Annotated in this window: 4 protein-coding genes; 3 read left to right on the top strand and 1 reads right to left on the bottom strand. The window is 75.4% G+C overall.

Annotated features, from left to right (window positions below; genetic code table 11):
• Window positions 1-191: 191 nt before the first annotated feature.
• A complete protein-coding gene (locus ABZ497_RS11925) occupies window positions 192-5,141 on the top strand; it encodes an amino acid adenylation domain-containing protein (protein WP_359804471.1) in 4,950 nt (1,649 codons plus the stop codon).
• Window positions 5,138-10,708, top strand: coding sequence for an amino acid adenylation domain-containing protein (locus ABZ497_RS11930; protein ID WP_359804472.1), 5,571 nt, complete (start codon window positions 5,138-5,140; stop codon window positions 10,706-10,708). The genes ABZ497_RS11925 and ABZ497_RS11930 overlap by 4 nt, the downstream gene beginning before the upstream one ends.
• Window positions 10,709-10,763: 55 nt before the next feature.
• Here ABZ497_RS11930 and ABZ497_RS11935 read toward each other — a convergent pair whose 3' ends face one another.
• The gene (locus ABZ497_RS11935) at window positions 10,764-11,420 is read right to left on the bottom strand and encodes an NAD(P)-binding domain-containing protein (protein WP_359804473.1); all 657 of its coding nucleotides are present in this window, start codon (window positions 11,418-11,420) and stop codon (window positions 10,764-10,766) included.
• A gap of 175 nt (window positions 11,421-11,595) precedes the next feature.
• On the opposite strand from ABZ497_RS11935, the gene ABZ497_RS11940 reads away from it, so the two are divergent.
• Window positions 11,596-13,188 (top strand): PQQ-binding-like beta-propeller repeat protein, encoded by a 1,593-nt coding sequence (locus tag ABZ497_RS11940; protein WP_359804474.1) that lies wholly within the window; start codon window positions 11,596-11,598, stop codon window positions 13,186-13,188.

The following is a 13,188-nucleotide window of genomic DNA, read 5'->3' on the forward strand; positions in this document are numbered from 1 at the left end:
TAGGAATCGTCGACGAACCGTCACGTACTCGTACCGCTCCGTGGTGATGGGCAGGTGATCTTTCCGGCATATCGAACGAGTGATGGAGATGTGCTGGTCATCCGGAGACCGTTACCCCACCATCTCCGAGGGCACACCGCCCATTTCCAGCCGACCACAAGTCGGCGCAGGGCCATCCCTCAGGAGAGTTGATGAGTTCGACGGGACTTCCTCCACTGGCTCCACCGGACCCGACGGCCTCGCTGGCCGATCTGGTCGACGCACAGGTCGGCCGGACACCCGGGGCGACGGCGGTGATCGACGGCGACCGGCGGCTGACCTACCGCGAGCTGGCCGCCGCCGTCGACGCGATGGCCGGCCGCCTGGCCGCCGCAGGAGTACGCGCCGAAACCCTGGTGGCGGTCTGCCTGCCGCGCACGGCGGACCTCGTGATCGCCCTGCTGGCGGTCCTGCGGGCCGGCGGCGCCTACGTGCCGCTCGACCCGGCCTACCCGCGGGACCGGCTGGAGCTGGTGATCGGCGACGCGCAGGCGCCCGTGGTCCTCACCGACCGCGCCCACGAGCACCTGCTGGCCGGCGCCGGCGCGACCCTGCTGTACACCGACGCCGAGAGCCCCCGCGCACCGCTCGCCCCGGGCGGCGGCGCCGACTCCCTCGCCTACGTCCTCTACACCTCCGGCTCCACCGGCCGGCCCAAGGGCGTCGCGGTCACCCAGCGGGGCGTCAACGCGATGCTCCGCTGGGCCGCCCGGACCTACGGGCCGGCCGACGTCGCGGGGGTGCTGTTCGGCACCTCGGTCTGCTTCGACATCTCGGTCTACGAGCTGTTCTTCCCGCTCGCCGTCGGCGGCACGGTCGTGGTGGCGGAGAACGTCCTCGCCCTGCCCGAGCTGCCGGCCCGCGACGAGGTGACCCTGGTCAACACCGTGCCGAGCGCCATGGCGGCGCTGCTGCGCGGTGGCGCCCTTCCCGGCGGCAGGGGCCTGCCGGGCGGCGTCCGCGTGGTCAACCTGGCGGGCGAGGCGCTGCCGCGCCGGCTGGCCGACCAGGTCTACGGCGAACCGCGGGTCGAGCGGGTCTACAACCTCTACGGGCCCACCGAGGACACCGTCTACTCCACCTGGTCGCTGGTCGACCGGGGCGGCAGTGAGGAGCCGCTGATCGGCCGCCCGCTGCCCGGCACCACCGGCCACGTGCTCGACGAACGGCGGAGCGCCGTACCGGACGGCGGCATCGGTGAGCTGTACCTCTCCGGCGAGGGCCTCGCCCGCGGCTACCACGGCCGCCCGGACCTCACCGAGGAGCGCTTCGTCACCGTCGACGGCGAGCGCTGCTACCGCACCGGGGACCTGGTGCGCCGCCTGCCGGGCGGGGAGCTGGAGTACCACGGCCGGGTCGACCACCAGGTGAAGGTACGCGGCTTCCGCGTCGAGCTGGGCGAGATCGAGGCGGTGCTCGCGACCCACCCCGCCGTCGAGGCCGCCGCCGCCGTGGTCCAGCGGGACGAGGCCGGCGACTACCTCGCCGCCTTCGTCCAGCCCGGGCCCGGCGTCGCCGACCCCACCGCGGCCGAGCTGCGCGCGCACTGCGCCGCGGCGCTGCCCGGCTACATGGTGCCGCTGGCCGTCGGCGTGCTGGCGCGGCTGCCGCTGACCCCCAACGGCAAGACCGACCGCAGGGCGCTCCCGCCGGTCGCCCGGAGCCGGGGCGACCAGGAGCTGTTCGTCGCGCCCCGCACCCCGGTCGAGACCGGGATCGCCGAGCTCTGGCAGCAACTGCTCGGCGTCCCGCGGGTCGGCGTGCACGACGTCTTCCTCGACCTCGGCGGGCACTCGCTGCTCGCCGCCGGACTGCTCGCCCGGATCGAGCGCGCCTACGGCACCCGCGTCCCGCTGGCCGAGTTCTTCGCCGCGCCGACCGTCGCCGCGCTCGCCGTCCGGGTCGCCAAGGGGGGCGGCGGCCGTCCGTCCGTCGCCCCGCCCGTGCGGGAGGCCGCGCTGCCCGCCCGCCCCACCGGCTTCCAGCGCGAGCTCTGGCTGCACGAGTCGCTGGAGCCCGGCAGTCCGCTCTACAACGTGCCGCTGCGCTTCCGCGCCGTCGGCACCCTGGACCGGTCCGCCCTCGGCCGGGCGCTGAGCGAGGTGGTCCGCCGGCACGAGGTGCTGCGCACCGCGTTCGCCGACCGCGACGGCGAGGTGACCGCGGAGATCCGCCCGCCGTACCCCGTCGACGTGCCGCTGCTCGACCTCGCCGGCGCCGGTGAGGAGGAGCTGGACGCCGCGCTGCGCGCCGAGGCCGCCCGGGCGCTGGACCTCGCCGGGGGGCAGCTGCTGCGCGCCCTCGCCCTGCGCACCGGGACCGACCGGCACGAGCTGCTGATCACCGTCCACCACGCCGCGATGGACGGCTGGGCCGCCGGGCTGCTGCTGGCCGAACTCGGCCGCGCCTACCAGGGCGGGGAACTCGCCGAGCCTCAGCTGCAGTTCTCCGACATCGCCCGCTGGGAGGAGCGCGCCCACGCGGCCGCCCGCGACGGTGCGCTGCGCTGGGGCGACGGGCTGTTCGGCCTCGACGCCGACCAGCACCTGCCCGGCGACCGCCCGCACCCCAACCCGTACGACACCGCCGGCCGCCGGATCGCCCGCCGGCTCGACACCGAGCTGATCCGGGCCACCGAGCGCTGGGCCGCGCAGGAGGGCGCCAGCCTCTACATGGCCGTGCTGGCCGCGCTCGGCGGCGTGCTGCACCGCTACAGCGGCCGCACGGACCTCGCGGTGCTCAGCCCGTTCGCGGTCCGTCCGGTGCCCGAGCTGGAGCAGGTGCTCGGCTCGCTGATCAACACCGTCGCGCTCCGCTTCGACGCGGCCGGCACCGACACCTTCCGCCAACTGGTCGCGCGCGTGCGTCCGGTGGTGCTGGAGGCCGCCGAGCACAGCGGCTACCCGTTCCTGGAGCACGTCCGCCGGGTCGGCGGCTCCGCCGGGCTGACCGCCTCCCCGATCGCCCAGGTCCTGCTCGCGGTCCAGAACCACCCGGTGGCCGGCCTCGAACTCCCCGGCCTCAGCCTGCAGTTCGTCGCCGAGGTGTGCAACGGCACGGCCAAGACCGACCTGTCGCTGTTCCTGGAGTTCCCGGCCGAGGGCCCGCTGCTCTCCGCCGAGTACCGCACCTCGCGCTACGACGAGCGGTCCGTCCGGGCCGCGCTGGACCACCTGGTGGCCCTGCTGGCCGCCGCCGTCGCCGAACCGGACCGCCCGCTCGGCGAGCTGGCGATGCTCCCGGCCACCGGGCCGGACGCCGTGGAGCCCGCCGAGGGCCCGGCGGCGGCGCTGCCCGACCTCCGTCTGCACGAGCTGGTCGCCGCCCAGGCCGCCCGCACCCCGGAGGCGGTGGCCGTCTCCGCCGACGACGGCGTCCTCGACTACGCCGGACTCGACGCCACCGCGGGCCGGCTGGCCCATCTGCTGGCCGGGCACGAGGCCGGCCCCGGCACCCTGGTGGCGGTCGCCGTCCGGCGCGGCCGGCTGCTGCCCGCCGCCCTGCTCGGCGTGCTGCGCAGCGGCGCCGCCTACCTGCCGCTCGACATCGACCAGCCGCTCGCCCGCAACCGGGCGGTGCTCGACGACGCCGGTGTCACCCTGCTGGTCGCCGAACGGTCCACCGCCGGGGACGCGCTGCTCGACGGGCGGACCGTCGTCCTGGTCGACGGCCCGCAGGCGGCCGCCGCACCGGAGCTGCCGGCCGTCCCGGTCGGGCCGGAGGACCGCGCCTACCTGCTCTACACCTCCGGCTCCACCGGCACGCCCAAGGGCGTGGCCGTCCCGCACCGCGCGATCGTCAACTTCCTCACCTCGATGGGCCGCGAACCCGGCCTCACCGCGAGCGACGTGATGGCCGCCGTCACCACCGTGACCTTCGACATCGCCGGCCTGGAGCTGTGGCTGCCCCTGGTCACCGGCGCCCGGGTGGAGATCGCCGACCGCGCCACCGCCACCGACGGCCGTGCGCTGGCCGACTGGCTGGAGCGGCGCGCGGTCACCCACCTCCAGGCGACCCCGGCCACCTGGCGGCTGCTGCTGGAGGCCGACTGGCCGGGCAGACCCGGGCTGACCGCGCTCTGCGGCGGCGAGGCGCTCACCGCAGACCTCGCCGAGGCCCTGCTGAAGCGCACCGGCGCGCTCTGGAACCTCTACGGCCCCACCGAGACCACCGTCTGGTCCACCATCCAGCGGGTCACGCCCGAACTCGTCGCCCACGGAGGAGTGGTGGCGCTCGGCGCGCCCGTCGCCAACACCCGGCTGCACCTGCTCGACACGGCCGGGCGGCCCGTCCCGGTCAACGGCATCGGCGAGCTCTGCATCGCCGGCGACGGTGTCGCGCTCGGCTACCACGGCCGCCCGGACCTCACCGCCGAGCGGTTCGTCCCCGAGCCCGGCCGCCCCGGGGGCGCGCCGATGTACCGCACCGGCGACCTCGCCTGCCGCCGGGCGGACGGCCGGCTGGAGTACCACGGCCGCACCGACGCCCAGGTCAAGCTGCGCGGCTTCCGGATCGAACTCGGCGAGATCGAGGCCGCGCTGACCGCCGTCCCCGGTGTCACCGCCGGCGCCGCCCGGCTGGCCGACGGCCCGGCCGGTCCCGTCCTCGCCGGGTACGCCGTCACCGACGGCACCGTCGGGGAGGACGCGCTGCGCACCGCGCTCGGCGCCCGGCTGCCCGACTACATGGTGCCCGCCGCGCTCGTCCTGCTCGACCGGCTGCCGCTGACCCCCAGCGGCAAGGTCGACCGGGCCGCGCTGCCGGTGCCGCCCTCCGGCGGTGCCGGTGCCCCGCCGGAGGGCGACTGCGAGGAACTGCTGGCCGACCTCTGGCAGGAGGTCCTCGGCGTCGAGCGGGTCTCCCGGCACGACGACTTCTTCTCGCTCGGCGGCCACTCGCTGCTCGCCACCCGCATGGCCGCCCGGGTCCGCGACACCTTCGAGATCGACCTGCCGCTGCGCAGCGTCTTCGAGTCCCGCACCCTGGCCGCGATGGCCCGCCGCATAGAGGAGCGACTGCTCGACGAGATCGACGGCATGGACGGCATGGACGGCTTGGGCGCCGAGGACGGCATCGGCGCACTGACGGGGGAGACGGTATGAGCGACCAGCACACCACCGGCGACCGGCCGGACCGGGAGGCGAGACGCCAGGAGCTGCTCCGCCGTCGGCTCGCCGCGGCCAAGGCCGCGAAGGCCGCCCGGGACGCCGGCACCGCCGAGCCCGCCCGCCGGGGCATCGCGCCCCGCCCCGAGGGCACCCCGGCCCCGCTCTCCTCGGCCCAGCGCCGGATGTGGTTCCTCGCCCAGTACGAGCCGGACAGCGCGGCCTACCACATCCCGCTCGCCCTCCACCTCACCGGCGAGCCGGACACCGCCGCACTGGCCGCCGCGCTCACCGACGTCCTCGACCGGCACGAGGTGCTGCGCACCGTCTACCCGACCGTCGACGGCGAGGTCCGGCCGCGGCCGCTGACCGCCGCCCCGCTGATCCTCGCCACCGCCGACCTCCCCGCCGACGAGGTGGACGCCCGGCTGGAGGAGGACGCCCGCCGCCCGTTCGACCTCGCGGCGGACCTGCCGGTCCGGGCCACCCTGCTGCGCACCGCCGAGGGCGCGGTGCTGAGCCTGGTGCTGCACCACATCGCCGCCGACGGCTGGTCGATCGGCGTGTTCTTCGCCGACCTCGCCACCGCCTACGGCACCCGCCGGGAGGGCCGCGCACCGGCCTTCGAGCCGCTGCCCCTCCAGTACGCCGACGTGGCGTACTGGCAGCAGACCGAGCTGGCCGACGAGCTGGCCCGCCAGCAGGCCTGGTGGCAGGAGCGCCTGCGCGGCGCCACCGCCACCGTCACCGTGCCCACCGACCGCCCGCGTCCCGCGGTGGCCGGCACCGACGGCCGGCGGATCACCGTCGAGTTCGGCGCCGAGCGCACCCGCCGCATCCGGGCGCTCGCCGAGCAGACCGGTGGCACCGTCTACATGGTGCTGCTCGCCGCCCTGCAGACCGTGCTGTCCCGCTACACCGGCGCGCAGGACGTCGTGGTCGGCACGCCGGTCGCCGGGCGCACCCGCAGCGAGACGGAGCCGCTGGTCGGCTGCTTCGTCAACACCCTGGCGATGCGCACCGATCTCTCCGGCGACCCGAGCGTCCGGCAGTTGCTGGCGCGGGTCCGCGAAGGCACCCTGGGCGCCTTCGGCCACCAGGACCTGCCGTTCGAGCGGCTGGTCGACTCCCTCGGCCTGGAACGCGAACTCGCCCACACCCCGCTCTTCCAGGTCATGCTCAACGTCCACAACCAGGACCGGGCCGACCTCGACCTGCCCGGGCTGCGCGCCGACTGGCGGCCGATCGGCACCGACACCGCGAAGTTCGACCTCTCGGTCGCCGTCGTCGACCACGGCGGAGAGCTCTGCGCCGACCTGGTCTGGCGCGCCGAGCTGTACGACGAGCCGACCGTACGACGGGTCTTCGGCCATCTCAGCACCGTGCTCGACGCGATGGCCGAGGCCCCCGACCGGCCGCTCGCCGAGCTGCCGCTGCTCACCCCCTCCGAGCAGCGCCGGCTGGCCGAGTGGGACGGCGCCCCGCGCGACTGGGACCTCGGAGCCACCCTGCACGGCCTGGTCGAGGAGCAGGCCCGCCGCACCCCCGGCGCGCCCGCCGTCCGGGGCGCCGACGGCGTCCTCGACTACGCCGAACTGGACAACCGCGCCAACGCGTTGGCCCACCGGCTGCGCGCGCTCGGGGTCGGTCCGGACCGTCCGGTCGGGCTGCTGGTCGAGCGCTCGGCCGCGCTGGTCGTCGGCATGCTCGGCATCCTCAAGGCCGGCGGCGCCTACCTGCCGCTCGACCCGGTCTACCCGGACGAGCGGATCCGGGCGCTGCTGGCCGCCGCCGGGGCCGCCGCCGTGGTCACCACCGACGACCTGGCCGGCCGGGTGGCCGGCACCCCGGTCGTCGTCCCGGAGCCGCTGGACGCCCCGGTGGCGCCGTGCCCGGCCCCCGAGGCCGGGGCCGGCCCGGAGAACCTCTGCTATCTGATCTTCACCTCCGGCTCCACCGGGGCGCCCAAGGGCGTCGCCGTCGAGCACCGCAACGTCCGCAACTACCTGCACGGGCTGCGCGAGCGGATCGGCGGCGACCAGCGGGGCTGGGACTGGGCCCTGGTCTCCACCTTCGCCGCCGACCTCGGCACCACCAACGTGTTCGGCGCGCTCACCGGCGGCGGCTGCCTGCACCTGCTCACCCGTGACCAGGCCACCGATCCGGACGCCTTCGCGGCCTACACGGCCGTCCACCGGATCGACGCGATGAAGCTCGTCCCCAGCCACCTGGAGGGCCTCGCGGCCCACGGCGCCGGGCTCGCCGGGATCCTCCCCGGCCGGCTGCTGATCTGCGCCGGCGAGGCCCTGCGGCCCGACCTGGTGGCCCGGATCCGGGCCGCCCGCCCGGACCTGCTGCTGCACAACCACTACGGCCCGACCGAGACCACGGTGTCGATGCTCGGCGCCGCCGTCCCGGCCGACCTCGGGGACGCCGCCACCGCGCCGCTCGGCCTGCCGTTCGGCAACGTCGGCGCCCACGTCCTGGACGCCCGGCGGCGCCCGGTGCCGATCGGCGTCCCCGGCGAGCTGTACGTCTCCGGCGCCGGCGTGGCCCGCGGCTACCTCGGCCGGGACGACCTCACCGCCGAGCGGTTCGTCCGGGTCGACGGCCGCCGGAGCTACCGCACCGGAGACCTGGTCCGCCGCCGGGAGGACGGCGCCGTCGAGTTCCTCGGCCGGATCGACCACCAGGTGAAGATCCGCGGCTTCCGGGTCGAGATCGGCGAGGTGGAGGCCGAACTCACCGGCCGCCCCGAGGTGCGCGAGGCCGTGGTCGTGGCGCGCGGCGAGGGCGCCGCCCGCACCCTCGTCGGCTACCTGGTGCCCGCCCACCCGGCGGCCGCCCCCGACCCGGCCGCCCTGCGCGCCGCGCTGCGCACCCGGCTGCCGGACTACATGGTGCCCGCCGCCCTGGTCGTGCTGGACGCCCTGCCGCTGAACGCCAACGGCAAGGTCGACCGGGCCGCGCTGCCCGAGCCGGCCGCCGCCCGCCCGGCCGAGGGCGGGGGCGCGTTGTCCTCCGCCACCGAGCACGAGGTGGCCGCCGCCTACCGCACCGTGCTGGCCGTCGACGAACCCGGCCCGGCGGACGACTTCTTCGCGCTCGGCGGCGACTCCTTCTCCGCGGTGCACGCCGTCCGCCTGATCGGCCGGGGCCTCTCGGTGATCGACCTGTTCCAGCACCCCACCGTCCGCGAACTCGCCGCGCTGCTCGACGCCCGGGCCGCCGGCACCGGGGACGAGGGACCGCGCACCCTGCTGCACCGGCTGACCCGCGGCACGGCGCCCGCCGAGGTGAGCGTGGTCTGCGTGCCGTACGGCGGCGGCAGTCCGATCACATTCCAGCCGCTCGCGGACGCGCTGCCGGCCGGCCACCGGCTGTACGCCGTCGAGCTGCCCGGGCACGATCCGAGCAGGCCCGACGACGAGCTCGTCGAACTCGGCGCCCTGGCGGACCACCTGGTCGAGCAGATCACCGAGCGGATCGAGGGCCCGGTGCTGCTCTACGGCCACTGCCTCGGCGGTGCGCTCGCCACCGCGCTCGGCTCCCGGCTGGAGGCGGCCGGCGTCGACCTGCGCGGCGTCGCCCTCGGCGGGACCTTCCCGGCGGCCCGGCTGCCCGGCCGGTTCGCCGAGTGGATGGCCAAGCGGTTGCCCGGCGACCGGATGCTCTCCAACCGCTCCTACCTCGACTACCTGCGCGCCATGGGCGGCTTCACCGACGTCTACGACCAGGAGGAACAGGACTTCCTGGTACGGGCGTTGCGCCACGACGTCCGGCAGGCGGAGGACTTCTACACCCAGGCGTACGGGGATGCCCGCCCGGCCCGGATCGCGGCGCCGATCCTCTGCGTGGTGGGCGAGAAGGACCGCGCCACCCAGCTGTACGAGGAGCGGTACGCCGAGTGGGAGCACTTCGGCGAGGCTGTCGACCTGGCCGTCATCCCACGGGCCGGGCACTACTTCCTCAAGCACCAGGCCGGTGAACTCGCCCGGGTGCTGACCGAGTTCACCGCCACCGGGGCGGTGGCCGAGCAGGTCGCGGCCAAGCGGCCGGCGGCCCGGGCCGAGCTCGGCACCTTCGCCAAGGTGGCGATCGGCCAGTTCGTCTCGATGATCGGCACCAGCCTCTCCACCTTCGCCCTCGGCGTCTGGGTCTACCAGCAGACCGGCTCGGCCTTCGACTTCGCGATGATCTCGGTGGTGGCGGTGCTGCCCGCCGTGCTGCTGCTGCCGATCGCGGGCGCGCTGGCCGACCGGATCGACCGCCGCAAGATCATGATCGTCACGGACACGGTGGCCGCGGCCGCGATGCTCTCGCTCGGTCTCCTGCTCTGGGCCGACCTCCTGGAGGTCTGGCACATCTATCTGGTGGCCTGCGTCGGGGCGGTCTGCTCGGCCTTCCAACGCCCGGCCTATCTGGCCGCGATCACCCAGCTGGTGCCCAAACGCTACCTCGGACAGGCCAACGGCCTCGCCCAACTCGGCACCGGTGCGGGCGACATGATGGCCGTCCTGGCCGGCGGCGTGCTGGTCTCGCTGATCGGCCTGCACGGTGTGGTGCTCTTCGACATGGCGACCTTCCTGACGGGGGTCACCTGCCTGCTGCTGGTCCGCTTCCCGGACGCGCTGTTCGACCGGCAGGAGGAGCCGCTGCTGCGCGAGGTGGTCACCGGCTGGCGCTACATCGTGCGCCGGCACAGCCTGGTGGCGATGGTGGTCTTCTTCGTGGTCTTCAACTACCTGTTCGCCGTCGCGACGGTGCTGGTCACCCCGATGGTGCTGGCCGGCGGCTCGGCCGTGCAGCTGGGCGTGATCACCGCCGTCGGCGGCGTCGGCGCGCTGACGGGCGCGCTGGTGATGGCCCTGTGGGGCGGCACCAGGCGGCGCGCGGTCGGCATGATCGGCTTCACCTCGCTGGTCGGCGTGGCCGCCGTCGTCACCGGCTGCCGGCCGCAGGCGGCCATCACCGCCTGCGGGCTCTTCGGCCTCTGGGCGGCGTTGATGATCCTCAACTCGCACTGGATGGCGCTGATCCAGACCAAGGTCGGGATGGAGCTCCAGGGCCGGGTGCTGGCCACCAACCAGATGCTCGCGATGTCGATGATGCCGCTCGGCTTCCTCACCGCGGGGCCGCTCTCCGACCACGTCTTCGAGCCGCTGATGCGGCCGGGCGGCGCGCTCGCCGACTCCGTCGGCCTGGTGCTCGGCACCGGCCCGGGGCGCGGCGCGGGCCTGCTGCTCGTCGTGGTCGGCGCCGTCCTGGCGGTCTGGGGCCTGCTCGGCCTCGCCTACCGGCCGCTGCGGCTGATCGAGGACCTGCTGCCGGACGCCCTGCCGGACGCCGAGATCGGTGACAAGGACGCCATCCAGGCCGAGGCGGACCGCCTGCTGGCGCTCACCGAGGCGGCCCGCGTGGCCGGTACCGCTGCCCCGGCAGGCCCGGGCGCCGTCGCCCCGGCCGGGGTACGGATTCCCCGGCCGGCCCGGGGCACCCCGGAGCCGGTCGAGGACGCGCCCGAGAAGCGCGTACCCGCCGGAGCCGGACCGGGCTCCCGGTAGCGGCGTGCCCCGTCCCCCCGCGACCGGGGGGACGGGGCACGGGCCTCCCGGCGCGCTACCCGGCGCGCCTGATGGAGTAGTTGAACTCGGCCGTGCCGTAGGCCCGCATCAGGCGGAGCCAGAACGGCATCATCATCTCCATCGCCCGGGCGCCCGCGATGTCCCCGAGGTCGACGACCGACTCCGCCGGCCAGCCGAACTCGCCCAGCAGCGCGACCGTCTCGGCCTTCGCCCCCGCGTCGTTCCCGGCGACGAAGACGTTGTGCTCACCCGGGAGCCGCCCCGGGTCCACCATCAGCGGCGCGGTCAGGGTGTTGAGCGCCTTCACCACCCGGGCCTCCGGGAACTCCCGCTGGATCCGCTCGCCCACACTGTCGGTGTTCACCGGATCCAGCGTCACCTCGCCCTCGGCGGAGAAGACCAGCGGGTTGGAGATGTCCACCAGCAGCTTCCCGGCCAGCCGCTCGGCGCCCGCCGCCCGGAGCGCCTCCAGCGCGACCGTCCCGCCGGTGGCGTTCAGCACCACCTCGCCGAAGCCCGCCGCGTCGGCGAAGGTCCCGTGCCGCCCGTTCGGCCCCGCCTGCTCCGCCCAGGCGACGGCCGTCTCGTTGTCCTTGTTCCGGGAGCCCAGCGTCACCTCGTGGCCGAGCGCCACCAGTTTGTCCGCGAGCGTCCGCCCGACCGTCCCTGTGCCGATGACTGCGAACCGCACCGTGCCTCGCCCTCCGTCGTCGCGCGCCCCGTGACGCGTGCAGCGACGACGATAGATCACCGCGCCCCCGCCGTCGGGCGAATGACCGCCTTCGGCGGCGGCCGAGCCGCTCCGGGTGCGCCGACTGGACCACGCCCGCTGGTGGCCGTGCCGCCACCGCCGAAGCATGGGCGCCATGAACCGAACCAACAGACCGTACGCCCGGGCGGCCGCCCTGCTCACCGGCATCGCCCTGCTCGCTCCGGCAGCGGTCGCCCACGCGGACGTCACGACCGTCTCCGGCACCACCGAACGCACCGCCTGGGACCAGGCCGAACCGGGGCTCGCCCCCGGCGAGGTCGACGCCTCCGACTTCGGCATCCGCTTCAGCACCCCGCTCGACGGCCAGGTGTTCGCCCAGCCGCTGGTCATCGGCCCGACCGTGGTCGTCGCCACCGAGACCAACCACGTCTACGGCGTCGACGCGGCCACCGGGAGGGTCCGCTGGCACCGGTCGACGGGCGCCCCCTGGCGCTCCGCCGCGATCGGCTGCTCCGACCCCGGTCCCAACGTCGGCACCACCTCCACCCCCGTGTACGACCCGGCCACCGGCACCGTCTACCTGACCGGCAAGGTCGACGACGGCCCGGACGACCGGCACCCGCACTACTACGTGCACGCCATGGACGCGCAGACCGGTGCCGAGCGCAGCGGCTGGCCGGTGACCGTCCAGGGGGACCCGGTGAACGCGCCCGGCAAGCCGTTCAACGCCTACCGCTCGCTCCAGCGGCCCGGACTGCTGCTCCTCGACGGGCGGCTCTACCTCGGCTTCGGCTCGCTCTGCGGCATCGGCGACTACATCGGCACCCTGGCCGGCCTCGACACCCGGACCCGCAAGCTCACCCTCTGGTCGACGGTGGCCGGCTCCGACACCCAGCGGGCCTCCATCTGGATGGCCGGCAGCGGGCCGGTCTCGGACGGACCCGGCCGGATCTTCCTCACCACCGCCAACGGCCAGGGCGCCGGCGCCTCACCCGCGCGGGGCCCCGGCTCCAGCCCGCCCGGCGGCCTCGGCGAGTCGGTGATCCGGTTCGCCGTCGACGACGACGGCGGCTTCACCCCGCAGGACTTCTTCAGCCCCAGCAACAACGCGACCCTCGACAAGCGGGACACCGACCTCGGCTCCGGTGGCCCGGTCGCCCTGCCCGCCGCCCACTTCGGCACCCCCGCCCACCCCCGCCTGCTGGTCCAGGTCGGCAAGGACGGCCGGATCTTCCTGCTCGACCGGGACGACCTCGGCGGCATGGGTCAGGGCCCCGGCGGCACCGACCGCGCCGTCGGCATCACCGGCCCGCACGGCGGCGTCTGGGGCCACCCGGCGGTCTGGGGCGGCGACGGCGGCTACGTCTACACCGTCGAGAACTACGGCAGGCTGCGCGCCCTCAAGTACTCCGTCACCGCGGCCGGCGACCCGCGGCTGACCAGCGCCGGCACGAGCGCCGAGGACTTCCTCAAGATGTCCGGCTCACCCGTCGTCACCTCCGACGGCACCCGGTCCGGCTCCGCCCTGGTCTGGGTGATCTGGTCCGGCACCGGCCAGTACGGCGAGGGCGGCGAACTGCGCGCCTACGACCCCGTCCCGGTCGACGGCACGCTGAAGCTGCGCCGCTCCTTCCCGATCGGCACGGTCAGCAAGTTCTCGGTGCCGGCCACCGACAAGGGCCGGATCTACGTCGGGACGAAGGACCACCGCCTGGTCGCCCTCGGCCGGCCCTCGGCCTTCGCCTGA

This window comes from Kitasatospora sp. NPDC005751, assembly GCF_040630835.1.
In the GTDB taxonomy this organism is placed as follows: Bacteria; Actinomycetota; Actinomycetes; order Streptomycetales; family Streptomycetaceae; genus Kitasatospora.

Excerpts from the sequence above, each read along its gene's own strand:
- ABZ497_RS11925 (WP_359804471.1), top strand. The coding sequence starts at position 192 with ATGAGTTCGACGGGACTTCCTCCACTGGCTCCACCGGACCCGACGGCC.
- ABZ497_RS11930 (WP_359804472.1), top strand. The coding sequence starts at position 5,138 with ATGAGCGACCAGCACACCACCGGCGACCGGCCGGACCGGGAGGCGAGA.
- ABZ497_RS11940 (WP_359804474.1), top strand. The coding sequence starts at position 11,596 with ATGAACCGAACCAACAGACCGTACGCCCGGGCGGCCGCCCTGCTCACC.